The 25,031-nt window shown below is 75.2% G+C and carries 23 protein-coding genes; 11 read left to right on the top strand and 12 right to left on the bottom strand.

Annotation, left to right across the window (positions count from 1 at the left end):
* Nucleotides 1-24: 24 nt before the first annotated feature.
* The 5 genes from ACIQLL_RS10320 to ACIQLL_RS10300 are packed head-to-tail and all read right to left on the bottom strand — an operon-like array spanning nt 25 to nt 3,542.
* Nucleotides 25-267 (bottom strand): MoaD/ThiS family protein, encoded by a 243-nt coding sequence (locus ACIQLL_RS10320; protein ID WP_402466426.1) that lies wholly within the window; start codon nt 265-267, stop codon nt 25-27.
* Nucleotides 268-269: 2 nt separating this feature from the next.
* Nucleotides 270-1,352 carry a GTP 3',8-cyclase MoaA gene (gene moaA, locus ACIQLL_RS10315; RefSeq protein ID WP_402466423.1) on the bottom strand — a complete coding sequence of 361 codons (1,083 nt, stop codon included), beginning with the start codon at nt 1,350-1,352 and terminating at the stop codon, nt 270-272.
* On the bottom strand, nt 1,349-1,624 hold the full coding sequence (locus ACIQLL_RS10310; RefSeq protein ID WP_402466421.1) for a DUF6457 domain-containing protein: 276 nt from the start codon (nt 1,622-1,624) through the stop codon (nt 1,349-1,351). The genes moaA and ACIQLL_RS10310 overlap by 4 nt, the downstream gene beginning before the upstream one ends.
* Nucleotides 1,621-2,223, bottom strand: coding sequence for a molybdenum cofactor guanylyltransferase (gene mobA, locus ACIQLL_RS10305; protein WP_402466419.1), 603 nt, complete (start codon nt 2,221-2,223; stop codon nt 1,621-1,623). Before mobA ends, ACIQLL_RS10310 begins: the two co-directional genes overlap by 4 nt.
* Nucleotides 2,220-3,542: a molybdopterin molybdotransferase MoeA gene (locus tag ACIQLL_RS10300; protein ID WP_402466416.1), complete on the bottom strand. Its 1,323-nt coding sequence runs from the start codon at nt 3,540-3,542 to the stop codon at nt 2,220-2,222. The genes mobA and ACIQLL_RS10300 overlap by 4 nt, the downstream gene beginning before the upstream one ends.
* Nucleotides 3,543-3,855: 313 nt before the next feature.
* On the opposite strand from ACIQLL_RS10300, the gene ACIQLL_RS10295 reads away from it, so the two are divergent.
* From ACIQLL_RS10295 to ACIQLL_RS10285, 3 genes are read left to right on the top strand one after another with little or no spacing between them, the layout of a single operon-like run.
* On the top strand, nt 3,856-5,259 hold the full coding sequence (locus ACIQLL_RS10295) for an MFS transporter (RefSeq protein WP_402466413.1): 1,404 nt from the start codon (nt 3,856-3,858) through the stop codon (nt 5,257-5,259).
* Nucleotides 5,256-7,487 carry a molybdopterin oxidoreductase family protein gene (locus ACIQLL_RS10290; RefSeq protein WP_402466410.1) on the top strand — a complete coding sequence of 744 codons (2,232 nt, stop codon included), beginning with the start codon at nt 5,256-5,258 and terminating at the stop codon, nt 7,485-7,487. Before ACIQLL_RS10295 ends, ACIQLL_RS10290 begins: the two co-directional genes overlap by 4 nt.
* The gene (locus ACIQLL_RS10285) at nt 7,484-9,136 is read left to right on the top strand and encodes an FAD-dependent oxidoreductase (protein WP_402466408.1); all 1,653 of its coding nucleotides are present in this window, start codon (nt 7,484-7,486) and stop codon (nt 9,134-9,136) included. Before ACIQLL_RS10290 ends, ACIQLL_RS10285 begins: the two co-directional genes overlap by 4 nt.
* Before the next feature lie 77 nt (nt 9,137-9,213).
* On the opposite strand, the gene ACIQLL_RS10280 is transcribed toward ACIQLL_RS10285, so the two are convergent.
* Entirely contained in the window at nt 9,214-10,632 is a 1,419-nt protein-coding gene (locus ACIQLL_RS10280; protein WP_402466406.1) for a cellulase family glycosylhydrolase, read from the bottom strand.
* Nucleotides 10,633-10,842: 210 nt separating this feature from the next.
* Between ACIQLL_RS10280 and nirB the strand changes: the two genes are divergently transcribed.
* The 4 genes from nirB to ACIQLL_RS10260 all read left to right on the top strand — a co-directional run bounded on the left by nirB (nt 10,843) and on the right by ACIQLL_RS10260 (nt 15,925).
* Nucleotides 10,843-13,521, top strand: a complete 2,679-nt coding sequence (nirB, locus tag ACIQLL_RS10275) for a nitrite reductase large subunit NirB (protein WP_402466403.1) — start codon at nt 10,843-10,845, stop codon at nt 13,519-13,521.
* 77 nt (nt 13,522-13,598) lie between these two features.
* Nucleotides 13,599-13,997, top strand: coding sequence for a nitrite reductase small subunit NirD (nirD, locus tag ACIQLL_RS10270; RefSeq protein WP_402467397.1), 399 nt, complete (start codon nt 13,599-13,601; stop codon nt 13,995-13,997).
* A 1-nt stretch (nt 13,998) separates the two neighbouring features.
* Nucleotides 13,999-14,796, top strand: a complete 798-nt coding sequence (gene cobA, locus ACIQLL_RS10265; RefSeq protein WP_402466401.1) for a uroporphyrinogen-III C-methyltransferase — start codon at nt 13,999-14,001, stop codon at nt 14,794-14,796.
* Nucleotides 14,797-14,827: 31 nt separating this feature from the next.
* Nucleotides 14,828-15,925 carry a uroporphyrinogen-III synthase gene (locus ACIQLL_RS10260; protein WP_402467394.1) on the top strand — a complete coding sequence of 366 codons (1,098 nt, stop codon included), beginning with the start codon at nt 14,828-14,830 and terminating at the stop codon, nt 15,923-15,925.
* A 22-nt stretch (nt 15,926-15,947) separates the two neighbouring features.
* Here ACIQLL_RS10260 and ACIQLL_RS10255 read toward each other — a convergent pair whose 3' ends face one another.
* Both ACIQLL_RS10255 and ACIQLL_RS10250 read right to left on the bottom strand, forming a co-directional pair.
* Nucleotides 15,948-17,270 (bottom strand): sensor histidine kinase, encoded by a 1,323-nt coding sequence (locus ACIQLL_RS10255; RefSeq protein ID WP_402466398.1) that lies wholly within the window; start codon nt 17,268-17,270, stop codon nt 15,948-15,950.
* Entirely contained in the window at nt 17,267-17,923 is a 657-nt protein-coding gene (locus tag ACIQLL_RS10250; protein ID WP_402466396.1) for a response regulator transcription factor, read from the bottom strand. Before ACIQLL_RS10250 ends, ACIQLL_RS10255 begins: the two co-directional genes overlap by 4 nt.
* A gap of 92 nt (nt 17,924-18,015) precedes the next feature.
* On the opposite strand from ACIQLL_RS10250, the gene ACIQLL_RS10245 reads away from it, so the two are divergent.
* From ACIQLL_RS10245 to ACIQLL_RS10235, 3 genes are read left to right on the top strand one after another with little or no spacing between them, the layout of a single operon-like run.
* Entirely contained in the window at nt 18,016-19,236 is a 1,221-nt protein-coding gene (locus ACIQLL_RS10245; protein WP_402466394.1) for a LolA family protein, read from the top strand.
* Entirely contained in the window at nt 19,233-20,192 is a 960-nt protein-coding gene (locus tag ACIQLL_RS10240) for an ABC transporter ATP-binding protein (protein WP_402466391.1), read from the top strand. The genes ACIQLL_RS10245 and ACIQLL_RS10240 overlap by 4 nt, the downstream gene beginning before the upstream one ends.
* Complete coding sequence (locus tag ACIQLL_RS10235; RefSeq protein ID WP_402466389.1) at nt 20,179-21,045, top strand: ABC transporter permease subunit; 867 nt, start codon at nt 20,179-20,181, stop codon at nt 21,043-21,045. Before ACIQLL_RS10240 ends, ACIQLL_RS10235 begins: the two co-directional genes overlap by 14 nt.
* Before the next feature lie 24 nt (nt 21,046-21,069).
* On the opposite strand, the gene ACIQLL_RS10230 is transcribed toward ACIQLL_RS10235, so the two are convergent.
* Genes ACIQLL_RS10230 through ACIQLL_RS10215 form a run of 4 tightly spaced genes read right to left on the bottom strand, consistent with a single transcriptional unit; the run spans nt 21,070 to nt 24,156 of the window.
* Nucleotides 21,070-22,122 carry a sulfate/molybdate ABC transporter ATP-binding protein gene (locus tag ACIQLL_RS10230; RefSeq protein ID WP_402466386.1) on the bottom strand — a complete coding sequence of 351 codons (1,053 nt, stop codon included), beginning with the start codon at nt 22,120-22,122 and terminating at the stop codon, nt 21,070-21,072.
* On the bottom strand, nt 22,119-22,964 hold the full coding sequence (locus ACIQLL_RS10225; protein WP_402466383.1) for an ABC transporter permease: 846 nt from the start codon (nt 22,962-22,964) through the stop codon (nt 22,119-22,121). The genes ACIQLL_RS10230 and ACIQLL_RS10225 overlap by 4 nt, the downstream gene beginning before the upstream one ends.
* A complete protein-coding gene (modA, locus tag ACIQLL_RS10220) occupies nt 22,961-23,752 on the bottom strand; it encodes a molybdate ABC transporter substrate-binding protein (RefSeq protein ID WP_402466380.1) in 792 nt (263 codons plus the stop codon). The genes ACIQLL_RS10225 and modA overlap by 4 nt, the downstream gene beginning before the upstream one ends.
* The gene (locus tag ACIQLL_RS10215) at nt 23,749-24,156 is read right to left on the bottom strand and encodes a TOBE domain-containing protein (protein WP_402466377.1); all 408 of its coding nucleotides are present in this window, start codon (nt 24,154-24,156) and stop codon (nt 23,749-23,751) included. The genes modA and ACIQLL_RS10215 overlap by 4 nt, the downstream gene beginning before the upstream one ends.
* A gap of 129 nt (nt 24,157-24,285) precedes the next feature.
* Here ACIQLL_RS10215 and ACIQLL_RS10210 point away from each other — a divergent pair, with 129 nt between their 5' ends.
* Nucleotides 24,286-24,960: an MBL fold metallo-hydrolase gene (locus ACIQLL_RS10210; RefSeq protein ID WP_402466375.1), complete on the top strand. Its 675-nt coding sequence runs from the start codon at nt 24,286-24,288 to the stop codon at nt 24,958-24,960.
* The last annotated feature ends 71 nt before the right edge of the window (nt 24,961-25,031 follow it).

Here is a 25,031-nt window from a genome sequence, read left to right as displayed (position 1 = left end):
GGCGTGACAGTGCGGCGCTCCTGCTCAGCCGCCGGCGAAGGGCGGCAGCAGGTCGAGCGTCGCGCCGTCGGGCACGGTCTCGCCGCCGTCGACCCGGCGCCCGTCGAGCAGCACCGAGCACCGTGACAGCACCGGCGCCGCGTCGGGCGAGGCGGCGCTGAGGCGCCCGACGACGTCGCCGACCGTCGCGCCGTCGTCGACCACCAGCGACTCGCCCGACCGGCCGAGCGCCGCCCGCGCCGCCGCGAAGTACCGCAGCTCCACCATGGTCAGCCTCCGATCGCGCTCATGGTCCGGTCGGGCTGGGTGAACGACGGGTCGTCCATCCCGTGCCCGGCGCGCTTGCCCCACATGGCGGTGCGCCACCGGTCGGCCAGCTCGGCGTCCGACGCGCCGTCGCGCAGGGGCCCGAGCAGGTCGGTCTCGGTGTGCGCGAACAGGCAGTCGCGGACGCCGCCCTCGGCGGTGAGCCGCGTGCGGCGGCAGTCGGCGCAGAACGGCTCGGTGACCGAGGCGATGATGCCGACGCGGCCGAGCCGCTGCCCGGCGCCGAGCGAGCGGACCTCGAAGCGTTCGGCGGGTGCGCCGTCGCGCGGCTCGTCGTCCGGGGACAGCGCGAACCGGCGCCCGAGCAGCTCCCGCACCTCGGCCGCCGTGACCATCGCCGACCGGTCCCACGAGTGATCGGCGTCGAGCGGCATCTGCTCGATGAACCGCAGCTCGAACCCGCGCTCCAGGCACCAGCCGAGCAGGTCCGCGGCATGGTCGAGGTTGACCCCGCGCACCAGCACGGCGTTGATCTTGACCAGGTCGAACACGCGCGCCCCGGCCTCGATCCCCGCCAGGGTCCGCTCCAGGAACGGCCGGCGCGCCAGCGTGGCGAAGGTGTCCGGGTCCAGGGTGTCGAGCGAGACGTTGATCCGGTCCAGGCCGGCCGCGCGCAGGGCGTCGGCCCGCGAGTCCAGGCCGACGGCGTTGGTGGTGAGGCTGATCTCGGGCCGCGGGTCGAGCGCCGCGACGTCGGCCACGACGTCGACCAGGTCGCGGCGCAGGAGCGGCTCACCGCCGGTGAACCGCACCTGCCGCACGCCGAGGTCCCGGGTCGCGACGCCGACCAGCCGGGCGATCTCGGCGCGGCTCATGACGGCGTCACGCGGCAGGGCGGGCAGCCCCTCGGCGGGCATGCAGTAGGTGCAGCGCAGGTTGCAGCGGTCGGTCAGGGAGACCCGCAGATCGGTGGCGACGCGGCCGAAACGGTCGACCAGCCCGGACGCGTCCGGACGGTCGGCGGGCAGCCCGCCGTCGGCCCCGCTGCCGGGGATCATCGGGATGCCGAGGTCGACGAGGCTCATGGGCGGCTCCCGGCGTCCCAGCCCAGCGCGAGCCGGGCGGTGCGGTCGGCGACGTCGTCGTCCGCGGTGGCACGGCCGGACGCGCTCGCGAGACCGCGGGCGTAGCCGACGAGGTACGCGGTCACCGGCGCGGCGGGCCGGGCGACGTGGTGCGCGGCGTCCCGGGCGAGGTCCAGGATCTCGGTGAGGTCGACGCTGCCCGCGGGCAGCCCGAGATCGGCCTCGACGGCCTCGACCCAGCGCGCGAGGACGGCCGGGGTGTCCTGGGTCATGCGGTTCCTCCCTCGTCGTGGGCCGCCGCGAACCGCGCGGAGAGCCTGTCCACATCCTCCCAGGTGTCGGCGTCGTCGCTCATCCCGGACCCGTCGGGCACCGCGACCAGCCGCAACGGGGCGACCAGCCGCCGCACCGGTGCGCCGTGCGGCTCCAGGCCGGCGAGCGCTCCCGTCAGGGCGGCGCGGCGGTAGATCCCGGTGAGCCACTGCGCCCGTCCGTCGTGCACGAGGTGCACCCCGTCGGCCTCCGGGTGCTCTGCGGCGGCGTCGTGCAGCGCGGCGGCGGCCGCGGCCGCCCCGGGGACGTCCACGGCGAGCACCAGCACCCGGTCGGGAGCGTCGGGGCGGTCCAGGGCACGCAGCCCGGCGTCGAGGCCGGCCACCGGCCCGCCGAACGGTGGGTCCTCCCGCGTGACGACGACGTCCGGGGGTGCTCCGGTCGGCACGGGGCCGACGACGGCGGTCGCCTCGGCGCCGCGGGTCGCGGCCAGCGCGTGCTCGAGCAGCGTCGCCGGGCCGACGACGACCTGGGCCTTGGGCGTCCCGCCGAGCCGGGTCGCGCGGCCCCCGGCCAGCACCACGGCGTCGATCCTCATCGGCTCTCCCCGTCCAGCGCGACGATCGCGACCGGGTCACCGGCCACGACCTTCTCCACCGCCGCCGGGACGATCACGAGCGCGTCGGCGCGGGGGAGCGCGGCCAGGTGGTGCCCGTCGCGCGCGGCCGGGGTGACGCCGTCGGGCCCGGTGGTCACCGGCAGCACCTGCTCGACGCCGGGCGGGCTCGTCCACCCCGTCGCCGCACGCCCGGTGCGCACCGGCGTCGTGCCCTCGTGCCCGGCGAGCCGGCGCAGGGCGGGGCGGACGAAGAGCGTGAACGACACGAAGGCGCTCACCGGGTTGCCCGGGACGGCGATCCAGGGCACGCCGCGCCAGGTCGCCACCGCCTGCGGGCGGCCCGGACGCATGGCGACGGCGGCGAGCTCGACGTCGTCCGCGGCGCCCGAGGCGAGGACCTCGCGCACCACGTCGCTCGCACCGGCCGAGACGCCGCCGGAGGTGACGACCAGGTCCGCCGGGCGTGCCGTGTCCGTGACGTCGTCCAGGGCCGCACGCAGCGCGTCGGGGTGGTCGGGGACCGCGCCGACGCGGACGACGTCGGCGCCCAGGTCCCGGGCGAGGGCGGCGAGCATGAGGGAGTTGGAGTCCGGGATGGTGCCGGGCGCGGCGGTGCCGAGGTCCGCCAGCTCGGAGCCGGTGGAGATCACGGCGACCCGCGGCCGGCGGTGGACGGCGAGCGTGGTGAGCCCCGCGGCGGCGGCCGCGGCGACCAGCCCCGGACCCGCCGTCGTCCCGGCGCGGGCCAGCAGGTCACCGGGACGCAGGTCCGTCGCGGCACGCCGCACGTGGTCGCGGGGCTGCCGGGCGAGCGTGACGGTGCGCTCCGCCGTCGGCCCGCCCGCGACGAACCGGCCGGTCGACGTGCGCTCGACGGGCACGACGGCGTCGAACCCGGCGGGCAGGGCGGCACCGGTCATGATCCGCACCGCCCCGGCAGGCGTTGTGGGTATGGAATTGACAGTCCCGGAACCATCCACGCCGGTAGATTTCATGCCCACAACGTCGGATGCGGGGTCCGCGACGTCGGGTGGGGGGCCGGGACGCACATCGGCGACCACCGGCAGGGTGACCTCCGAGCCGTCCGCGGGCAGGTCCGCGAGGCGCACGGCGTAGCCGTCCATCGCGGAGTTGTCGAAGGCCGGCACGGCCGCGGCGGCGGCGACGTCGCGGGCCAGCACCAGCCCGGGCGTCTGCGCGCAGTGTTCCACCGGAACCTCGACGGCGCCGAGCGGCGCCGTGCGCGCGAGCACGGCGCTCCTGTGCTCGGCGATCGTGCGCGGTGCGGGTCCCGTCATACCTGTCACCGTAGGCCGCCGATGTGTCGCCGGTGCAGCAGCGACCTCACGGCACTACCGGAGTGGCTGTGAGATCCTGTCGGACACCCGAGCCGCCGGACGTGCCGGCCGCCCGGAGTTCTCACAGGTCCCCTGAGGGCGGTGAGAGTTTTGGCTCATGGGAAGTTCACGCCCCCGCGCCGTGAGGTGAAACACCCGCTGCCTAACGTCGTCCGTACCGGCCCGACGTCGAGCCGGTCCGGGAACGGCACCCCGCCGGACCCGTGGCCCCCGCCCGGCGTCGTCGGGCACGAGCACGGACAGGAGAACATCGATGGCTGCTCCGACGAGCGGAACCACCGAGTCCGAACCGGTGGCCGCCGGCCTCGCCGACGGCGCCGCGGACGGCGCCACCGGGACCGTCGCGCCCCGCCGCCCCGTGCACCGCTCCGGGCGGTGGATCGACCACTGGGACCCCGAGGACCCCGTCTTCTGGCGCAACGGCGGCCGCAGCATCGCGCGGCGCAACCTGTGGATCTCGATCTTCGCCGAGTTCCTCGGCTTCTGCGTCTGGGCGATCTGGTCCATCGTGGTCCCGCAGCTCCCCGACGCCGGGTTCGCCCTGACGACCGACCAGATGTTCTGGCTGGTCGGCCTGCCGGCCCTGGTCGGCGCGTCCCTGCGCGTCCCCTACACGCTGGCCGTCCCGGTCTTCGGCGGCCGCAACTGGACGATGATCTCCGCGAGCCTGCTCCTCATCCCGGCGCTCTCCCTGGTGTGGGTGGTGCAGCGGCCCGAGACCTCGTTCGGCGTGCTGCTCGCCGTGGCGGCGCTCGCGGGCTTCGGCGGGGGCAACTTCGCCTCCTCGATGGCCAACATCTCGTTCTTCTTCCCCGAGAAGGAGAAGGGGGCCGCGCTCGGCTGGAACGCCGCCGGCGGCAACATCGGCACCGCGGCCGTCCAGTTCGTCGTGCCGCTGGTCATCGTCACCGCGGCCGGGGTCTCCCTGCCGCGGGCGGGCTGGGTCTTCATCCCGTTCATCCTGCTGGCCGTGCTCCTCGCCTGGCGGTTCATGGACAACCTGACCGCCGCCAAGGCCGACCCCCGGTCCTTCGGCACCGCGGCGCGGGAGAAGCACACCTGGCTGATCTCGTTCATCTACATCGGCACGTTCGGCAGCTTCGTCGGGTTCGCCGGAGCCTTCCCGACCCTGCTGAACAAGGAGTTCCCCGAGGTCACGCTGTCCCTGGCGTTCATGGGCGCCCTCGTCGGCTCGGTCACCCGCCCGCTCGGCGGCTGGATCGCCGACCGCACCGGCGGCGCCGTGATCACCGTGGCGAGCTTCGCGGTGATGGTCGTCGGCGCCTTCGGCGCCATCCAGGCGCTCGGCAGCGGCTCCTTCGGGCTGTTCTTCGGCTCCTTCATGCTGCTGTTCGTCGCGACCGGCATCGGCAACGGGTCGGTCTACCGCATGATCCCGGCGACCTTCCGCATCGCGAACGTCGCCGGCGGCGGTGCCGCGACGGCGAAGGCCGCGGCGGGCTGCATCGGCATCGCCGGTGCCGTCGGCGCCTTCGGCGGGTTCCTCATCCCGCGCGGGTTCGCGATGTCGGACACGGCGACCGGCTCCATGGTGCCGGCCCTGTGGACGATCATCGGCGTCTACGTGGTCATGGGCGTGCTCACCTGGGCCGTCTACGGTCGCCGCAGCAGCCGGATGGGGGCTGCTCGGGTATGAGCAGCGCGACCGCCGCTCCGGCCGCCCCGGCCGCGACGCACTGCCCCTACTGCGCCCTGCAGTGCGGCATGGAGCTCACGCCCGTCGAGGGATCGGCGTCGTCCGCAGCCGCGGACGCCGCGCCGGCCCCCGGCGGGCGTGCGCCCCTGCCCGTGACCGTGAGCCCCCGGGACTTCCCGACGAACGCCGGCGGGCTGTGCCAGAAGGGCTGGACCAGCGCCGAGGTGCTCACGGTGGCGGACCGCATCACGACGCCGCTGGTGCGTGACGCGGGTGGCGAGCTGGTCCCGGCCACGTGGGACGAGGCCCTGGACGTCGTGGTGTCCGGGGTGCGGGCGGTGCAGGCCGAGCACGGCGAGCAGGGCGTGGCGATCTTCGGCGGCGGGGGCCTGACGAACGAGAAGGCGTACACGCTCGGCAAGTTCGCCCGCACGGTGCTGCGGACGCCGAACATCGACTACAACGGCCGGTTCTGCATGTCCTCGGCGGCGGCGGCGGGCAACCGCGCGTTCGGCGTCGACCGGGGGCTGCCGTTCCCGCTGACGGACCTCGGCGGGGCGGACCTCGTGATGCTGCTCGGTTCCAACCCGGCCGAGACGATGCCGCCGTTCGTGCAGCACCTCGCCGGCGCGCGGGAGCGGGGCGGGCTGGTCGTGGTGGACCCGCGGCGCTCGGCCACGGCGCGGCTCGCCGAGGACGGCCAGGGGGTCCACGTCCAGCCGGTGCCCGGCACCGACATGGTGGTCCTGCTGGCGCTGCTGCACGTCGTGATCGCCGAGCGTCTGGTGGACACGGCGTTCCTGGCCGAGCGCACCACCGGGTACGACGACGTCGTGCGGTCGGTCTCCGCGTGGTGGCCGGAACGCGCCGAGACGGTGTGCGGCGTCCCCGCCGAGGAGCTGCGACTCCTGGCCCGCCGGGTCGCGGCCGCCTCCCCGGCCCACGGCGGGCGGGGCGCCTACCTGCTCACCGGACGGGGCGTCGAGCAGTCCGCGCAGGGCACCGCCACGGTGACGGCCGCGGTCAACCTGGCGCTGGCGCTCGGTCTGGTGGGCCGGCCGGGTTCCGGGTACGGCTGCCTGACCGGTCAGGGCAACGGCCAGGGCGGCCGCGAGCACGGGCAGAAGAACGACCAGCTGCCCGGCTACCGCAAGATCGACGACCCGTCCGCCCGCGCCCACGTCGCCGGCGTGTGGGGCGTCGACCCGGACACGCTGCCGGGACCGGGGCTCCCGGCCGTCGCGCTCCTGGGCTCCCTGGGCACGCCGGGTGGTCCGCGGGCCCTGTTCGTGCACGGGTCGAACGTGCTGGTCTCCGCCCCCGACGCCGACCGGGTCCGCGAGCGCCTCGAGTCGTTGGACCTGCTCGTGGTGTGCGACTTCGTGCCCTCCGAGACGGCGCTGCTGGCTGACGTCGTGCTGCCGGTGACGCAGTGGGCCGAGGAGGAGGGGACCATGACCTCCCTGGAGGGCCGCGTCATCCGGCGGCGCCGGGCGACCGAGGCTCCCGGCGCGGCCCGGTCCGAGCTCTGGTTGCACGCCGAGCTCGCGCGCCGGCTCGGTTCCCCGGTGCCGTTCCCGACCGACCCGGCGGAGGTCTTCGACGAGCTGGCCCGGGCGTCCCGGGGCGGCCCCGCCGACTACTCGGGGCTGTCGCACGCCCGGCTCGACGCCGACGAGGACGCAGCCGGTCCGGGCTACTTCTGGCCGGTGCCCGACGGCGCGCACCCCGGCACGCCGCGCCTGTTCCTGGACGGTTTCCCGACGCCGGACGGCCGGGCCCGCATGGTGCCGGTCGACCACTCCGGGCCCACCGACGACGTGCGCGGTGACGCCCCGACCTACCTCGTCACCGGCCGCGTGCTCCAGCACTACCAGTCCGGCGCGCAGACCCGCCGGGTGCCGGCCCTGGACCGGCTGGTCCCCGAGCCGTACGTGGAGATGCACCCCCAGCTCGGCCTGCGCACCGGGGTGGCCGACGGGGCCCGGGTGCGGGTGCGGTCCGCGCGCGGTGAGGTCGAGGCGGTCGCCCGCTGGACCGACGCCGTCCGCCCCGAGGTCGTCTTCATGCCGTTCCACTGGAGCGGGCTCGGCAGCGTCAACCGCATCACCAGCGACGCCGTCGACCCGATCTCCTCGATGCCCGAGTTCAAGGTGTGCGCGGTCAGCGTCGAACCGGCCGCGCCCGCCGAGCAGGACGCCCACGACACCCAGGAGGTGCCGGCATGACGCTCCACGTGCCGCTCAAGATCGTCGTCGTCGGCAACGGGATGGTCGGGTCCCGGCTGGTCGACGAGCTCGTCCGACGCGACGCCGAGGCGTTCGACGTCACGGTGCTGGGCGCGGAGCCCTACGAGCCGTACAACCGCGTCCTGCTCAGCGACGTCGTCGCCGGGCGCACCGAGGTCGCGGCGATCTCGATGCCGGAGGTCACCGGTGAGCACGTCGCCGTGCTGCGCGGGGTGACGGCGGTGGCGATCGACCGCACGGCCCGGTCGGTGACCGACTCCGCGGGCGCCGTCCACCCCTACGACCACCTGGTGCTCGCCACGGGTTCGCAGGCCCGTGTCTTCCCTGCGCCCGGACTGAGGGGCGACGACGGCGCGGTCCGGCTGCCCGGCGGGGTGCACGCCCTGCGCACGCTCGACGACGCCCGGGACATCGTGGCCGCCACCGTCAACTCCACGCGTGCCGTCGTCGTGGGTGGTGGCGTGCTCGGGGTGGAGGCGGCGTACGGGCTGGCGGGCCGTGGGCTCGACGTCACCCTGGTGGACCCGGCGCCGGCACCGATGTCCCGGCAGCTCGACCGGGACGCGGGCGCCGTGCTGGCCGACGGGTTGCGGGGCGCCGGCGTGTCGGTGCGCTCGGGCACGCGGCCGAGCGAGTACCTCGTCGCCGGCGGCCGGGTGGTCGGCGTGCGCGTGGGCGACGACGACGGCGGCGAGGTGCTCGCCGCCGGGCTGGTGGTCCTCGCCACGGGCACCGTGCCGGAGACCGGGATCGCGGCCGACGCCGGCCTGAGCACCGATCGCGGGATCGTCGTCGGGCACGACCTGGCGAGCCCCGACGACGCCCGCGTCTTCGCGATCGGCGACTGCGCGCAGCCGCCGCAGGGGTCCCGTGGTCTGGTGGCGGAGGGCTGGGACCAGGCCCGGCGGCTGGCCGAGCACCTGATGTCACGGGTGGCGGTGCACGCGGACGCCTCGCGGTTCACGGACCGCGCCACGGGCGGTCCGCGCGAGCACCTGCGGTTCCCCGACGCCGGCCGGCGGCCGTCGATGGCCGTCCGGCTGGGGACCCTGCTGGCCACCCGCGCACCCACCGACTCCGGGGTGGACACGCGCGGCACCGACGTCGTCAAGGTCAAGGCCGGGGCGCTGAGCGTGGTCTCGATGGGGGCGTGCGGTGCCGGGCGGACGCCGGTGCCGGGGGAGCGGGCCGTCCGGCTGCACGACCCGACGGCGGGCCGGTTCGTCGAGGCGGTCGTGGCCGACGGCGTCCTGGTCGGCGCCACGTGCGTGGGCGACGCCCGCGTGGCGGCCGATCTCACGGCGGCCTACACGCGCCGCACGCCGGTGCCCGTCGACCCGGCGTTCCTGCTGCTCACACCGGTGATGCCGAGCGCGGAACCGGCCACGTCCCCCGAGCACATGCCCGACGACGCCACGGTCTGCCGGTGCAACGGCGTGACCAAGCACGACATCACCCGGTGCTGGGACGACGGCGCGCGGTCGGCAGAGGAGATCGCGGCCGGCACCCGGGCCACCACCGGGTGCGGGAGCTGCTCGGAGGCGGTCTGCGGGCTCGCGGACTGGCTCGCGGCGACCCGCGACGGCGGCGACCCGGCCGACGAGGAGCCGGCGCTGGCGACCGTGTGACCCCCGAGCTCCGGGACGGTCGGCCCGACCCCTCGCGGACCGACCGTCCCGGATTCCACCACCCTCGCCCGCGGGTCTCAGCCGGCGGCGCAGGCCACGTCGGCGTCCGACGGCGCGGGACCCGAGCCGATGAACCCGTACGACGCCGACGTCCCGGCCCCGAGCGCACCGTTCCAGGCGGCGTTCGCCACGGTCACGGCCGACCCGTCCACGCTCAGGGCCCCGCTCCAGAGCTGGGCGACAGTCGTCCCGGACGGCAGCGTCCAGGAGGTCGACCAGCCGTCGATCGCGGCGTCGCCCGCGGTGACGGTCACCTGACCCTGGAAGCCTCCGGGCCAGGAGTTCTGCACGGACAGCTCGGCCGTGCAGGCGCCGTCGGTGGGTTCGTCGGTGGGCGTCGGGTCGGGTGTGGGCTCCTCGGTCGGCTCGTCGGTCGGCGTGGGGTCCGGCGTCGGGTCGGTCCCGCCGAACACCGACGCCTCGACGCCGGTCTCGGCCAGGCCGTCGGGTCCGGCGATGATCCGGGTGCCCCACGTCGAGGGGGTCGTGGGGTCGAAGTCGTACACCAGGTCGAGCACGGGGTCGGTGTTGCCGGACCACGACCAGGCGAGCCAGCCGAGGCCGAGCCGCTCGGCCTCGGCGAGCACCACGTCCTCGTCCGGCCCGGTGCCGGAGTGCCCGAACTCGCCCACGATGATCGGCAGGTCGGCGTCGACGAACCGTTCCAGGTAGGCGGTGATCGACGCCGGGTCGGAGTACACGCCGTACAGGTGGATGGAGAACACGGTGTCACCCTGCGGGTCGGCGGCGGCGACGTCCTCGGCCTGGTCGTTCATCAGGCCCTTCCAGTCCTGCCCCCAGTTGGGGGCGTCGACGACGAGGGCGTGCTCGTAGCCGATGTCGCGCAGCCGCTGGATCGCGGCCTTCGTGTGGTCGTCCCAGAGCTCGTTGGCGGCGTCGTCGTTGCCGAACGGCTCGTTGCCGATGTTGATCATCACCCGGTCCTCGGTGCCCTCCAGCACCGGGAGCAGGTACTCCCAGTAGTCGACGGCCTGGTCCAGGGACGCCGCGGCCGGCTCCTCGCCCCAGCCGGTGGTGTCGTGCGGCTCGAGGACGCAGACGAGTCGCTGCTGGGTGCACTCGTCGACGATGTCGGCGACGGCGTCGGCGTCGGTGCGGGTCCACCGGTCGCCGGTGGCCAGGACCACGCGGACGGAGTTCGCCCCGGTGTCCTTGATGTCGGCCAGCGCCTGCGGCGTCGTGGCCGCGTACCAGGCGTGCGCGTGGTTGACGCCCCGCAGGACCAGGTCGGTGCCGTCGGCCTCCAGGATGCGGCCGTCGTCGGCGACGTGGATCCCGGGCGGCTCGGCGGCCCGGGCGGTGAGCGTGGTGGCTGCCGCTGCGAGCGCGGCCACGCCCACGACGGCGGCCGCGCCGGCGGCGGCGACGGCGCGGCGTGGGCGGTGGGCCCGGCGGGGGGTCGGGTGGTGTGCCATGGGACGTCCTCGTTCCTCTCGGCGGTGGTTCGCGCACCACCGTCGCCGAGGACGGCGCGGACCGTGACCCCCTGAACCGTTTAAGCGGCGGACCGGGCCGGGCGCGTGACCGCCGTCTCTCACGGGACCGCCGACCTGCGTGAGCACAATGTTCCCGAGCGGTAACGGCGTCCTGACGGACCGGTCACGCGCGCTGCCTAGGTTCGAGACATGAGCAGCGAGCCCCCCACCTCAGCCCGGCCGGACGCCCGGCGCCACGTCGTCGTCGTCGGCGGCGGCATGGTCGCCCAGCGCTTCGTCGAGGCGCTGCGTGCCCGCGACACCGCCGGCGAGTGGCGCGTCAGCCTCTTCGCCGAGGAGCCCCGCAAGCCCTACGACCGCGTCGGCCTGACCCGGTACTTCGAGGTCCGCGACGCCGAGGAGCTCACCCTCGGCGACCCGGCGCTCTGGGACGACCCGCTGGTGACCCTGCACCGCGACTGCAAGGTCGTCTCGATCGACCGCGAGGCGCGGACGGTCACGGACCGCCTCGGCCGCGTCCACGCCTACGACGAGCTGGTGCTCGCCACCGGGTCGAACGCGGCACGCCCGCCGATCCCCGGCAACGAGCTGCCCGGCGTCTTCGTCTACCGCACCATCGACGACGTCGCCGAGCTGCGCGGCTGGGTCGAGTCCAAGCGGGAGGCCAACAAGGTCACCACCCGCGGCGGCGTCGTCGAGAAGCCGGTCCGTGGCGCCGTCATCGGCGGCGGCCTGCTCGGGCTGGAGGCGGCCGGCGCGCTCAAGGCGCTCGGCGCCCAGGCGACGGTCATCGAGTTCGGCACCCACCTCATGGGTGTGCAGGTCGACCTCGGCGGCGGGCAGGCGCTCAAGCGTCTCATCAACGACAAGGGCATCGCGGTGCGCGCCGAGACCGCCACGAAGGAGATGAGGCCGCACCGTCGGACCGGGCACGTGGGCCGGATGGACTTCGCCGACGGTGGCCGGCTCGACGTCGACGTGGTGGTCATGGCCACCGGGGTGCGTCCCCGCGACGAGCTCGCCCGGGAGGCCGGGCTGCCGATCGGCGAGCGCGGCGGCGCCGTGGTCGACCTGAGCTGCCGGACCGAGGACCCGCACGTGTGGGCGATCGGCGAGGTCGCCTGCATCGAGGGCCGCTGCCTGGGCCTGGTCGCCCCCGGCAACACGATGGCCGAGGTCGTCGTCGACCAGCTCCTGGGCGGCGCGGCCGTGTTCCCGGGCGCCGACACCGCGACCAAGCTCAAGCTGTCCGGCGTCGACGTCGCTTCCTTCGGGGACGCGCACGGTCGCACCGAGGACTGCATCGAGATCGTCTGGGCGGACCCCACGGCGGGCGTCTACAAGAAGCTCGTCCTGTCCGACGACGCCTCGACGCTGCTGGGCGGGGTGTTCGTCGGTGACGCCGCCCCCTACGCGTCGCTGCGCCCCATGCTCGGCGCCGAGCTCCCCGGCGACCCGGCCGCGTTCCTGCTCCCGGAGGGCGGCGGCGCGCCGGACCTCGAGCTGCCGGACGAGGCCAACGTCTGCTCGTGCAACAACGTCTCGGCGGGCACGATCCGCGGGGCCGTGACCGAGCACGACTGCACGTCGGTGGGCGACGTGAAGAGCTGCACCAGGGCCGGGACCACCTGCGGCGCCTGCCTGCCGCTGGTCAAGAAGATCACCGAGACCGAGATGACGCGGGCCGGCATCGAGGTCTCGAACGCCCTGTGCGAGCACTTCGCGATGACGCGCGCCCAGCTCTTCGACGCCGTGCGCGTGGCCGGGCTGCACTCGTTCAGCGAGATCATCGAGCGCTTCGGCGTCGTCCCCGAGGGCGCCACGAGCGCCGGACGCGGCTGCGACATCTGCAAGCCGGTCGTCGCCTCCGTCCTGGCCAGCCTCGGCAACGGGCACATCCTGGCCGGCGAGCAGTCCACTTTGCAGGACACCAACGACCACATGCTCGCCAACATGCAGAAGGACGGCACCTACTCGGTGGTCCCGCGCGTGCCGGGCGGGGAGATCACCCCCGAGGGCCTGATCGTCATCGGCGAGGTCGCGAAGGACTTCGGCCTCTACACCAAGATCACGGGCGGCCAGCGGATCGACATGTTCGGCGCCCGCGTCGAGCAGCTCCCGGACATCTGGAAGCGCCTGGTCGACGCCGGCTTCGAGTCCGGGCACGCCTACGGCAAGTCGCTGCGGACCGTGAAGTCCTGCGTGGGCTCGACGTGGTGCCGGTACGGCGTGCAGGACTCGGTCGGCATGGCGGTCGAGCTGGAGCTGCGCTACCGCGGCCTGCGCAGCCCGCACAAGCTCAAGCTCGGCGTCTCCGGCTGCGCCCGCGAGTGCGCCGAGGCGCGTGGCAAGGACGTCGGCGTCATCGCGACCGACAAGGGCTGGAACCTGTACGTGGCCGGCAACGGCGGGCAGACGCCCAAGCACGCCCAGCTCCTGGCCGAGGACCTGGACTCCGCCACGCTGCTGCGCACCATCGACCGGTTCCTGATGTTCTACATCCGCACCGCGGACCGTCTGCAGCGCACCGCCCCCTGGGCCGAGGAGTACGAGGGCGGCCTGGAGGCGATCCGCCAGGTGATCATGGAGGACTCCCTGGGCATCGCCGACGATCTCGACGCCGCCATGGCCGCGCACGTCGGCGCCTACGAGGACGAGTGGAAGGCCGTCCTGGAGGACCCGGAGAAGCTGGCCCGGTTCGGCTCCTTCGTCAACGCCCCCACGACGCCGGACCCGGCGCTCGCCTACGTCCCGGAGCGCGGCCAGAAGCGTCCCGCCACGCCCGACGAGATCGCCGCCGGGACCGCCGAGCCGGCCCTCGCCGGTCCGGTGCTCGTCGCCGGACCGACGCTGGAGGTCCGCGCGTGAGCACCGTGGCGGAGACCACCCGCGCCCACACCGCCCCCGCGACCACCCGCACCGACGACCCGACCCCGGAGGCCACGATGACCGCGACCGAGCAGGACGCCGGGCCGGCAGAGCTCACCTGGAACCCCGTGTGCCGGCTGGACGCGCTCGTGCCCGAGCGCGGGGTCGCGGCCCTGCTGGAGCGCGGCGACGGCTCCACCGTGCAGGTGGCCGTCTTCCGGCTGCTGGACGATCGCGTGCACGCCGTGCAGCAGCTCGACCCGTACTCGGGGGCGAACGTCATGTCGCGCGGCATCGTCGGCACGCGGGGTGCGGAGGCGACCGTGGCCTCCCCGATCTACAAGCAGGTGTTCTCGCTGGCCTCCGGCGAGTGCCTCGAGTCCGGCGGCAAGACGCCGAAGGCGGGCCTGGGCACCCACCTGGAGCCGTTCGCCGTCGACGTGCGCGACGGCGTCGTGCACGTCGGGCTGAGCTGACATGACGTCTCACGCGGCGCCGGGCCAGGTCTCGCTCGTGGGCGCCGGCCCGGGCGCGGCCGACCTGCTCACCTACCGGGCGTGGCGTGCGATCGCGCGCGCCGACGTCGTGGTCCACGACCGCCTGGTGCCGCTGGAGGTCCTGGAGGACCTGGGCGACGACGTCGAGGTGATCGACGTCGGCAAGGCGCCGGGCCGGCACAAGGTGCCCCAGGACGAGATCAACGCCCTGCTGGTGCGGCACGCGCGGTGCGGACGGCGGGTGGTGCGCCTCAAGGGTGGCGACCCGTTCGTCTTCGGGCGCGGCGGCGAGGAGTACGCGGCCTGCGTGGCGGCGGGCGTGGTCGTCGACGTCGTCCCCGGCGTCTCGTCCGCCCTGGCGGTCCCTGCGCTGGCGGGCGTCCCGCTCACGCACCGCGGCACGACGACGGCGTTCCACGTCGTCACGGCGCACACGCGCACGGGGGAGCAGGAGCTGGACGACGTCGCCGTGGCCTGCGTCACCCGACGGGCCGCTACGCTGGTGATCCTCATGGGGGTGTCCTCCCTGCCGGCGATCGTCGCGCGGCTGCTGGACGCGGGCGCGGCCCCGGGCACCCCGGTGGCGATCGTGGAGCAGGGCTCGACGCCGGACCAGCGGGTGACGCGGGTGGCCCTCGACCTGGCGGCCAAGCGGGCCGACGAGCTCGGGGTGCGGGCACCCGCGGTGATCGTGATCGGAGACGTGGCGGCCGACGGACTGCTGGAGGGTGTGAGTGACCGAGGCGGAGAAGTCGTCCTGGGGGACGCGCGTGGCTGAGACCTCGACGAGGCCCGCACTCGGGCAGGTCATGGCGGGGTGCACCGTGCTGGTCACCGCGGACCGGCGCTCGGGCGAGCTCGCCTCCGCGCTGCAGCGTCGAGGCGCGGCCATCCGCCACGCGCCCGCCCTGAGCATGATCCCGCACGTGGACGACGACGCCCTGGTCTCCGCGACGGCCGCGCTCGTGGACGACCCGCCCGACGTCGTCGTCGCGACCACCGGGGTCGGGTTCCGCGCCTGGATCGAGGCCGCCGACGCCCACGGCCTGGCCGACGACCTGCTGCGGGTGCTCGACGGCGCCCGGATCGTGGCCCGCGGGCCCAAGGCGCGCGGTGCGGTCCAGGCCGCGGGGCTCGGCGCCGACTGGGTCGCCGAGTCCGAGACGTCGGCCGAGGTGGCCGAGGTCCTGCTCAGCGAGGGTGTCAGCGGTCAGCACGTCGCGATCCAGCACCACGGGGCAGGTGCCGACGGCCTCGACGAGGTGTTCGCCAAGGCCGGTGCCCGCGTGTCACCCCTGGTCGTGTACCGCTGGGGGCCGGCACCCGACCCGGAGGCCGTGGCGGCCTCCGCGCGTGCGGCCGCCGACGGCGAGATCGACGCGGTCGTGTTCACCTCCGCCCCCGGCGCCGAGGCCTGGATGGAGGCCGTGGAGTCCGCCGGGCTGCTCGACGACGTCGTCTCCCGGTTCGTCACCGGCGAGATGGTCGCGGCGTCGGTGGGGCCGATCACCTCGCGCCCGCTCGCGGGCCGGGGTGTGCCCACCCTGGAGCCCGAGCGCGGACGCCTCGGAGCCCTGGTGCGTGCGCTGGTGGGCCACTACGAGCACATCGAGTCCGTCGCCCTGAGCACCGTGGCCGGACCGCTGGTCATCCGGGCGCGGGTGGCGGTCCTCGACGGGCAGGTGCTGCCGCTGTCCCCCACGGGGGTGCAGGTGCTGCGGCTGCTCGCCTCCGCCGGCGGCGACGTCGTGGCCCGCGACCAGGTGCTCGACGTGCTGCCCGGTGTCTCGCGCGACGGTCACGCCGTCGAGGTCGCCATCGCACGGCTGCGGGAGGCCACCGGGCGCCGGGACCTGGTCAAGACGGTGGTCAAGCGCGGCTACCGCCTGGAGCTGGCGCACGGCTGACCGGGCGCACCGACCCGGCGGCTCAGACCGGCCGCCGGGCGGCCGTCGGCAGCGTCACCGTGGCCCGCAGCCCGCCGAGCGGACCGTCCGCCAGCGTGACGTCGCCCCCGTGCTCGCGGGCGATCTCGCGCGCGATGGCCAGGCCCAGCCCGGTACCTCCGGAGTCGCGCCCGCGTGCCGAGGAGAGTCGGGTGAACCGGTCGAAGACGCGGTCGCGGTCCGGTGCGGCGATCCCCGGGCCGTCGTCGTCGACCGTCACGACGCCGTCGCGCACCGTGATCCGGACCTCGCCCCGGGCGAACCGGCGCGCGTTGTCCACCAGGTTGCGCACCACCCGCTCGACGGCGGCCGGGTCGGCGACGGCCCGGCCCTCCCCGTGGACGTCGAGGTCCCCGGCGGCCGCGCGGGCGACCTCGGTCAGGTCGACGTCGTGCACCTCGAGCGGCGACGCCCCGACGCGGGCGAGGACGAGGAGGTCGTCCGCGAGCGCCTGCAGCCGGACCACCTCGTGGTGGAGATCGGCCAGGAGCTCGGCGCTCTCGTAGGCCTCGGGATGGGCGCGAGCCACCTCGATGCTCGTGCGCAGCGCGGCGACCGGGGAGCGCAGCTCGTGAGCGGCGTCCGCCACGAAGTCGGTCTGCCGCCGCGCGGAGGCGTCGAGCCGGTCGAGCATCGCGTTGAGCGTCCGCGCCAGCGCGGCGATCTCGCGGGGGCGGGGTACCGGCAGGGTGCCCGGCCCGCCCGCACCGCTGACCCGCGCGGCGCCGGCGCGCAGCTCCTCGACCGGCCGCAGCGCACGTCCGAGGAGCACCCACGTGACCAGGCCCAGCGTCAGGGTCAGCAGCGGGACGACGACCCCGAGCGAGAGGCGCAGCGCGTCGACCGCACCCTCGATCGTGGTCAGGGGCAGGGCGGCGACGACGCGGTCGCCGGTGGGCAGGGTGTCCACGTGCACCCGCACCGGCCCGGCACCGTAGGCGGAGTCCTGCCGGGTCGACGCGCCGTCGGGCGTCGTGCCGAGCACGGCGGGGGCCAGGACGGGCAGGGTCCGGCTCGCGTTCGGCGACGACGCGACGACCTGTCCCGAGGCGTCGACGAGCTGGACGACCTCTCCGGGTTCGTCGGCGGCCAGCACGTCGGGCAGGCGGTCCTCGGCGACGAGCGCCGCCACCTGGGCGGCCGTGCCGCGCAGGACGTCGTCGGTGGCGGCGATCCGGCTCTGGGAGACCACCGACGTCAGCGCGAACGCACCGAGGACGAGCGCGACGCCGGTCAGCCCGGCGGCGACGAGCGTGAGCCGCAGGCGCAGGGACCAGCCCTGCTCCGGCGTCTGACGGCCGGTCACCGTCCCACGACCCGGTAGCCGGCGCCGCGCACCGTCTCGATGGCGGCTCGGCCGAGCTTGCGTCGCAGGTACCCGACGTAGACCTCCACCACGTTGAGGTCGTCGCCGGCCGCGTCCCACACGTGGTCGCGCAGCTCGACCTTGGTGAGCACCTCGCCGGGGCGGCGCATGAGGTGCTCCAGGAGCGCCGTCTCGCGGGTGGTGAGGTCCACGGGCACGCCGTCCCGCCGCACCTCGCGGGTGGCGGGGTCGAGGCGCAGGGTCCCGACCTCCAGGACGGCGGGGCGCGGCGGTGCGCCGCGCCGCAGGAGCGCCCGCAGCCGGGCGACGAGCACGGTGAACGCGAACGGTTTGGGCAGGTAGTCGTCGGCGCCGACGTCCAGACCGCGGGTGACGTCGTCGTCGGTGTCCTTGGCGCTGAGGACGAGCACCGGCGTCCAGACCTCCTCGTGCCGCATCGTGCGCAGCACCTCGATCCCGGACCGCCCCGGCAGCATGAGGTCCAGCACGACGACGTCGTGGTCCCCCTCGAGCGCGAGGTGCAGACCGGTCTCGCCGTCGGGGGCGACGTCGACGGCGAATCCCTCCGCCTGCAGGCCGCGCCGCAGGGCGCGCGCGAGCACGGCCTCGTCCTCCACCACCAGGATGCGCACCACCGCAGCATGGCACCCGGGTCCGCGGCCTGCGTCCCCAGTCCCGGTGCGTTCTCAGCGTGGTCTCAGGAGCGCTCGGCCACAGTGGACCCATGGACACTCCACGCCGACTCTCTCCTCGAGCGCGGTGGACGGTCCCGGCGGTCGTCGCCGGCGTCGTCGCCGCCGCCTTCGCCGTGCCCGCCGCGGTCGGGGCGGTGGCCGGCGACGACCTGCCCGCCGTCACCGCCGACGAGCTGGTCGACCGCGTCGCGAACGCCGAGCCGGTCCCCGTCTCCGGGACCGTCGTCTACACCGCGCGCCTCGGTCTGCCGGACGTGACCGTCTCCGAGCTGCAGGGCGTCGGCCCGCTGGACCTGCTCGGCGGCAGCACGACGATGCGCGTGTGGTCCGACGGCGCGGAGTCCTCGCGCGCCGCGCTCCTCGGCGACGTCTCGGAGTACTCGGTGGTGCGGTCCGGCGCGGAGGCCTGGACCTACTCCAGCGCCGACGACGAGGCCGTGCACTACGTCGTCGCCCCGGAGGACCAGGAGCGGTACGACGAGCTGGCCGACCAGGCGGCCGGGCCGGACGTCGGCGGCGACGTGCCCACGCCGTCGGAGGTCGCGGACCTGGCGCTGGCGCAGGCGCGGATCGTCACCGACGTCACGACGACGGACCCTGTCGAGGTCGCCGGCCGTACCGCCTACCAGGTCGAGCTGACGCCGCAGACCGACGGCACGTTGGTCGACCGGATCCGCGTCGCCGTCGACGCCGAGACCTTCGTCCCGCTGCGCAGCCAGGTCTGGAGCGTCCAGGACACCGAGACACCGGCGCTCGAGGTCGGGTTCACCGACGTGTCCTTCGATGCTCCCGACGAGAGCGTGTTCGACTTCTCCGCCCCGGCCGGTGCCGAGGTTCGCGAGGTCGAGGTCCCCCTCCCGGAACCGGGCACGACCGGGCCGCCCAGCAGCTCCGCGTTCGGCGAGGACGCGGGTGTCGCGGTCTCCGGCACCGGGTGGGAGACGGTCGTCGAGCTCACGGACGTGGACGTCGAGGCGATCCTCGGCGCGACGGCCGAGGGCCGCTTGCCCGAGGGCAGCACCGGCTCCAGCGGTGCCGACGACCTGCTCCGGGAGTTCACGGACTCCGAGGACGGCGAGCTGCCGGGCATGCCGGAGCTCGACACGCAGGCGCTGTACGAGCAGCTGACGACGCCGGTGGACGGCGGGCGGCTGCTGACCTCGGCGTTGCTGTCCGTGCTCGTGACGGACGACGGCCGCGTGCTGGCCGGATCCGTCCCGCCCGAGTCCCTCGAGGAGCTGGCCGGATGACCGCTGGCGCGCCGGCCGCGGAACCCGCGGTCCGCACCCTCGGTCTGACGAAGCGGTTCCGGTCCGGGCAGGTCGGCGTCGACGGGATCGACCTGCTCGTCCCGCGCGGCGCCGTCTACGGGTTCCTCGGCCCGAACGGGTCGGGCAAGACGACGACGATCCGCATGCTGCTCGGCCTCGTGGCGCCCACTGCCGGGTCCGTGGACCTGCTCGGGACGGCGATGCCCCAGGGCGGGCCGGCGGTGCTGCCTCGCGTGGGGGCCCTCGTCGAGGGTCCGGCGTTCCACCCCTACCTGTCCGGGGAGGCGAACCTGCGGCGGCTGGACGCCGCGGACGCCACGGTGTCACCCGCGACCCGGGCGGGTCGGATCGCCGCGGCGTTGGAGCGGGTCGGGCTCACGGCGGCCGCGGGCAAGAGGTACCGGCAGTACTCGCTGGGCATGAAGCAGCGCCTCGGGCTCGCGGCGGCCCTGCTGCGCCCGCGCGACCTCCTGCTGCTCGACGAACCCACCAACGGGCTCGACCCGCAGGGCACGCGCGAGGTGCGGACGCTGGTGCGCGAGCTCGCCGACGCGGGGGCCACCGTCCTGGTCTCGTCCCACCTGCTCAGCGAGATCGAGCAGGTGTGCTCCCACGTCGGGATCATGAGCCGGGGCAAGCTGCTCGCCCAGGGGCCGCGCGCGGAGATCGCCGGCTCGGGGACCACCGAGGTGCGGGTCACGGCCCGTCCGGACCAGCGCGACCACGTGGTCCGGCTGCTCGCGGGGCTCGGCCTGGCGGACGTGCGCGTCGACGGCGAGGTGGTCGCCGCACCCCTGGGGAGCGTGGCGGTGGAGAAGGTCGCCCAGACCGTGGTCGGCGACGGCGTCGACCTGCTCGGCCTCGAGGTCCGGCGGCCCACGCTGGAGGACGTGTTCGTCCGGCTGACGGGGGAGGGGTTCGATGTCGCTCGCTGAGGCTCCCGTGGCGGAGGCGCCGGCGGCACCCGCCCGCGCGACGGCCCGCCTGCTGCGCAGCGAGCTGCGCCTGGTGTTCGGCCGCGTGCGCAACCTCGTGCTGCTGGCGGGCCTGGCGGCCGTCCCCCTGCTCGTCGGCACGGTCCTGTTCGTCACCCAGGACACGCCCGTGGCCGGGCAGGGGCCGCCCTTCCTCGACCGCGTGACCGGCAACGGGGTGTTCCTCGTCTTCGCCGCGCTCGTGAGCTGCCTGCCGTTCCTGCTGCCGCTGTGCGTGTCGATCGTGTCCGGTGACGCGATCGCGGGGGAGGCGTCCGCCGGGACGCTGCGGTACCTGCTGGTGGTCCCCGTGCCGCGCACGCGGCTGCTGCTGGCCAAGGCGGTCGCCGCGCTGACCTACGCGGGAGCCGCCGTCGCCGCGATCGCCGTCGTCGGACTGGTCACGGGGGCGGCGTACTTCGGCGTGGGTGACGTCGCGCTGCTCTCGGGGGACACGATCCCGCTCGCGGCGGGGATGCTCCGCACCCTCGGCGTGGTCGCCTACGTGATCGCCTCGCTGACCGGGCTGGTCGCCGTCGGCCTGTTCCTGTCGACGCTCACCGAGGTGCCGGTGGCCGCGATGGCTGCCACGGTGGTGGTGGCCATCGTCAGCGGCGTGCTCGACGCGCTGCCGCAGCTCTCCGCGATCCACCCGGGGCTGCTCACGCACCACTGGCTGGACTTCGGGGAGTTCCTGCGCCTCGAGGTGGACGGCTCGACGCTGCTGGCGGGGCTGGCGGTGCAGGCGGCGTGGGTCGCGATCTTCGGGACGCTGGCCTGGAGCCGGTTCACGACGGCGGACGTGTCGTCCTGACCCGTCGCGGTCTCGCGCGGCCGCTCACACCGGGTAGACGTCGACCTCGGCGGCCTTGACCGCCAGCCAGACCTCCCGGCCGGGCGCCAGCCCCAGCTCGGCCACGGATCCGGGCGTGACGTCGGCGGCGAGCCGGTCGGTGCGCACCCGGACGAGGTCGCCGTGGGGCGCGAGGGACCGCACCGTGGCGCGGAAGGTGTTGCGCGGCGAGCCGTGTGGCGCGGTGAGGTGGACGGCGACGGCCGCCGGGCGGCATACCGCCGTCATCGCGGCGCCGAGGGCGACGTCGGGGGCGCCGTGCCCGTGCACCACCTCGCCACCCGCGGTGGCGACACCGTCGGGCGTCCACGTCCCGGACAGCAGGTTGAGGCCGGCGATCGACGCCGCGAAGGCGCTCCGCGGGCGGGCCAGCACCTCCGCCGTCGGGCCGCGTTCCACCACCCGTCCGCCGTCGACGACGGCGACCTCGTCGGCGAGCAGCAGGGCGTCCAGGACGTCGTGGGTGGCGATGACCGTGGTCTGGTCGGCGAGCAGGTGCTGCAACCTCTGGCGCAGCGCCGGGGTGACGTCGACGTCGAGGGCCGCCATCGGCTCGTCCAGGAGCAGCAGCCGGGGCGCGGCGGCCAGCGACCGGGCGATCGCGACGCGCTGCGCCTGCCCGCCGGACAGCGCGGCGGGGCGGCGGTCGGCCAGGTCGGCCAGGTCGATCGCTGCCAGCCACCGGTCGGCCCGTGCGGCTGCCTCGCGGCGCCCGGTGCCCTGGGCGCGCGGTCCGAAGGCGATGTTCTCGCGCACGCTCAGGTGCGGGAACAGCATCGGGTCCTGGGCGAGCAGCGCGACCCGGCGGCGGTGCGGGGCCACCCACGCGGTGCGGCGGCCGTCCCGAGCATCGGCGAGCGTGCGGCCGTCCAGGGCGATCTCGCCGTCGTGCGGGCGGAGGGTCCCCGCCGCCAGGCCGAGGGCCGTGGACTTGCCCGCACCGTTGGGGCCGAGCAGTGCGAGCGTGCGACCCGCGGCGACGTCGAGGCGGACGTCGAATCCGCGCGAGGGCACGGTGGCCGTCAGGGTGAACGTCATCGCCAGGCACCGTGAGCGTCTCGGCGGTGCGTGGCGGCGATGACGACGACGGCGACGGCCACCAGCACCAGGGACAGCGCGACGGCGGCGTCGGGGTCGGTCTCGCGCTGCAGGTAGATCTCCAGCGGGAGCGTGCGGGTGACGCCCTCGAGGCTGCCCGCGAACGTGATCGTGGCGCCGAACTCGCCGAGCGCCCGGGCGAAGCACAGGACGGTGCCGGAGGACAGCCCCGGCCACACCAGCGGCAGGGTGACGCGGCGCAGCACGGTGGAGGGGCTCGCGCCGAGCCCGGCGGCGACGACCTCGTACCGTTCGCCGGCCGTGCGCAGCGCCCCCTCGAGGCTGACCACGAGGAACGGCAGGGCGACGAAGCTCTGGGCGAGCACCACCGCCGTCGTCGAGAACGCGATCTGCAGGCCGAGCACCTCCGTCGACTCCCCGAGCAGCCCGCGGCGGCCGAAGGTGGACAGCAGCGCGACGCCCCCGACCACGGGCGGCAGCACCAGCGGGACCAGCACCAGGGAACGCAGCAGGCGCTGACCGGGGAATCGCCCGCGGGCCAGCACCAGCGCCAGGGGGATGCCGAGCACCAGGCAGACGACGGTGCTCGCCGCGGCCGTCTGCAGACTCAGGACCAGCGCGGCGCGGGCCGACGCGCTGGTGATCAGGCTCCAGTAGCCCGTCCAGTCCACGCGGGCGGTGAGGGCGGCCAGCGGCAGCACCACGAACAGGCCGCCGACGGCGGCGGGCAGGTAGGCCCAGCGGGGGAGGCCGGCGGGGACCTCGGCCGGGTCACGCGCCGCGCGCGCGGCCGTGGCGCGGTCGGCGGTGGTGGGTGTCATGGTGCGGCGAACCCGAGGTCGGCGAGCACGTCCTGGCCGTCGGGGGCGAGGACGGCGTCGACGAACTGCCGGGCGAGGTCGGCCTGGTCCGTGGTCCGGCCGCTCCGGTCGACCGTGGCGACCGGGTAGGTGTTCACCGCGGCGTCGGACTCGTCGAACGCGATGCCCTCGACCTGGTCGCCCGCCCGGGCGACGTCGGTGACGTAGACGAGCCCGGCGTCGGCCTCGCCCGCGGTCACCTTGCCGAGGACGTCGGTGACGCTCTGCTCCTCGCTGACCGGATGCAGCGTCAGCCCGGCGTGGTCGACGACGGCGGTCGTGGCGGCGCCGCACGGCACCTGCGGCGCGCAGACCACCACGTCGGGGGCGGGGTCGGCGAGGTCCTGCAGCGACGTCACGCCGGCCGGGTTGCCGGGCGGGACGGCGATCTCGAGCGTGTTGGTGGCGAAGTCCTGCGGGGTCCCGACCAGGCCGTCCGTGACGAGCGTGTCCATGGTCGCCGTGTCGGCCGAGGCGAACACGTCGGCCGGGGCGCCCTGCTGGATCTGCGCCACCAGGCTGGACGAGCCCGCGAAGCTGAGCCGGACGTCGACGCCGGGGTGGTCGTCCTCGAAGTCCGTGGCGATCTGCTCGAAGGCCTCGGTCAGCGACGCGGCGGCGTAGACGGTCAGGGTGGTGTCCGTCCCGGCGGCGTCGGCGCCGCACCCGGCGAGCGCGACGGCGGCGCTCGCGGTGACGAGGAGCGTGGCGGCGGCGCGGCGCCCGCGGCGGGGGAGCGACGCCGTCATGCGTCGTCCCGGCCCGGTGTCTCGAGGACCACGTTCGTGGACTTGATCGTGGCCACCGCGACCGAGCCGCGTTCCAGCCCGAGGTCCCGGACGGCCTCGCTGCTCAGGAGGGACACCACGCGGAACGGGCCGCACTGCAGCTCGACCTGCGCCATGACGGTGTCGACCGTCAGGTCGGTGACCAGGCCGACGAACCGGTTGCGCGCCGAGCTCTTCATGCCGTCCGGCAGCCCGGGCGGCGTCGCGTGCTCGCGGGCGACCATCGCCACCTCGTACCCGTCGACGACCTTGCGGCCCGAGTCGTCGCGGTCGGCCGTGAGCTGCCCGCGGTCCACCCAGCGGCGGACGGTGTCGTCGCTGACGCCGAGGTAGACGGCGGCCTCACTGATCCTCATCTGCGGCATAAATATGATCATAGACCCGCGTTCACGGGTTCTGAGGAGCGGGGAACGGCTCGATCGGCAGCAGCAGACGCTCTCCGCTGTGAGCGGATCATGGTGGTGGCGGTCGCGTCGGATCCCTAGGGTCAGGTCATGACTGCCTCCACGTTGCGCCTCGTCAAACGGCACCACGCGTGCCTGGAGATCGTGTCCGACGAGGGCCGGATCCTCGTCGACCCCGGAACCCTCGGCCCCGCGCCCGATCTGGCGGGGGCCGACGGGGTGCTCGTCACCCACGAGCATCCCGACCACGCCGACATCGCCCTGCTGGACGCGGCGCTGCGCCGTGGTGTGCCCGTCCACGGCCCCGCCTCCGTGCGCGACGCCCTCGATGCCGCGACGGCGTCGCGGATGACGGTGCTCGCCGACGGCGACCGGCTCGCCGTCGGCGGTCTCGACGTCGTCGTGGGGGGTGGCGAGCACGCCTCGATCCACCCCGACCATGCCGGACCCGAGAACCTCAGCTACCTCGTGGCCGGCACCGTGCTCGTCACGGGGGACCGGCACACCCCGTGGGACGGCCCGGTCCCCGTGCTCGCCACGCCGGTCGACGCTCCGTGGCTGCGGGCGGTCGACCTGATCCGTTACGTCCGTGAGATCGCGCCGCACACGGTGATCGGCATCCACGACGGACTGCTGAACGACGCCGGTCTGGCGGTCGCCGACCGGGTGATGGCCTCCCTCGGGCGCGAGGGCGTCCGCCGGTCGGTGCGGCCCGGGGTCGGTGACGAGCTGACGATCCGGGTCGACGGAGCCCCGCAGGACTGACGACGTCACGCCTGCGGGGCGCTGCGCGAGCACGCGGTGCGGCCGGGACGGGACGAGCCCACGCCGCACCG

Source organism: Isoptericola aurantiacus (genome assembly GCF_044769875.1).
Lineage (GTDB): Bacteria > Actinomycetota > Actinomycetes > Actinomycetales > Cellulomonadaceae > Isoptericola > Isoptericola aurantiacus.
The sequence above is the reverse complement of the archived record's forward strand: the minus strand, read 5'-3'. Positions and strand labels throughout refer to the sequence as shown.

Bases quoted from the DNA above. Each gene is read 5' to 3' on its own strand.
- ACIQLL_RS10260 (WP_402467394.1), top strand. From the start codon at position 14,828: ATGGCGGGGTGCACCGTGCTGGTCACCGCGGACCGGCGCTCGGGCGAG.
- nirD (WP_402467397.1), top strand. From the start codon at position 13,599: ATGACCGCGACCGAGCAGGACGCCGGGCCGGCAGAGCTCACCTGGAAC.
- nirB (WP_402466403.1), top strand. From the start codon at position 10,843: ATGAGCAGCGAGCCCCCCACCTCAGCCCGGCCGGACGCCCGGCGCCAC.
- ACIQLL_RS10215 (WP_402466377.1), bottom strand. From the start codon at position 24,156: ATGCCGCAGATGAGGATCAGTGAGGCCGCCGTCTACCTCGGCGTCAGC.
- ACIQLL_RS10310 (WP_402466421.1), bottom strand. From the start codon at position 1,624: ATGACCCAGGACACCCCGGCCGTCCTCGCGCGCTGGGTCGAGGCCGTC.
- ACIQLL_RS10295 (WP_402466413.1), top strand. From the start codon at position 3,856: ATGGCTGCTCCGACGAGCGGAACCACCGAGTCCGAACCGGTGGCCGCC.
- modA (WP_402466380.1), bottom strand. From the start codon at position 23,752: ATGACGGCGTCGCTCCCCCGCCGCGGGCGCCGCGCCGCCGCCACGCTC.
- ACIQLL_RS10235 (WP_402466389.1), top strand. From the start codon at position 20,179: ATGTCGCTCGCTGAGGCTCCCGTGGCGGAGGCGCCGGCGGCACCCGCC.
- mobA (WP_402466419.1), bottom strand. From the start codon at position 2,223: ATGAGGATCGACGCCGTGGTGCTGGCCGGGGGCCGCGCGACCCGGCTC.
- ACIQLL_RS10290 (WP_402466410.1), top strand. From the start codon at position 5,256: ATGAGCAGCGCGACCGCCGCTCCGGCCGCCCCGGCCGCGACGCACTGC.
- ACIQLL_RS10240 (WP_402466391.1), top strand. From the start codon at position 19,233: ATGACCGCTGGCGCGCCGGCCGCGGAACCCGCGGTCCGCACCCTCGGT.
- moaA (WP_402466423.1), bottom strand. From the start codon at position 1,352: ATGAGCCTCGTCGACCTCGGCATCCCGATGATCCCCGGCAGCGGGGCC.
- ACIQLL_RS10245 (WP_402466394.1), top strand. From the start codon at position 18,016: ATGGACACTCCACGCCGACTCTCTCCTCGAGCGCGGTGGACGGTCCCG.
- ACIQLL_RS10225 (WP_402466383.1), bottom strand. From the start codon at position 22,964: ATGACACCCACCACCGCCGACCGCGCCACGGCCGCGCGCGCGGCGCGT.
- ACIQLL_RS10280 (WP_402466406.1), bottom strand. From the start codon at position 10,632: ATGGCACACCACCCGACCCCCCGCCGGGCCCACCGCCCACGCCGCGCC.
- ACIQLL_RS10300 (WP_402466416.1), bottom strand. From the start codon at position 3,542: ATGACGGGACCCGCACCGCGCACGATCGCCGAGCACAGGAGCGCCGTG.
- ACIQLL_RS10285 (WP_402466408.1), top strand. From the start codon at position 7,484: ATGACGCTCCACGTGCCGCTCAAGATCGTCGTCGTCGGCAACGGGATG.
- ACIQLL_RS10320 (WP_402466426.1), bottom strand. From the start codon at position 267: ATGGTGGAGCTGCGGTACTTCGCGGCGGCGCGGGCGGCGCTCGGCCGG.
- cobA (WP_402466401.1), top strand. From the start codon at position 13,999: ATGACGTCTCACGCGGCGCCGGGCCAGGTCTCGCTCGTGGGCGCCGGC.
- ACIQLL_RS10230 (WP_402466386.1), bottom strand. From the start codon at position 22,122: ATGACGTTCACCCTGACGGCCACCGTGCCCTCGCGCGGATTCGACGTC.
- ACIQLL_RS10210 (WP_402466375.1), top strand. From the start codon at position 24,286: ATGACTGCCTCCACGTTGCGCCTCGTCAAACGGCACCACGCGTGCCTG.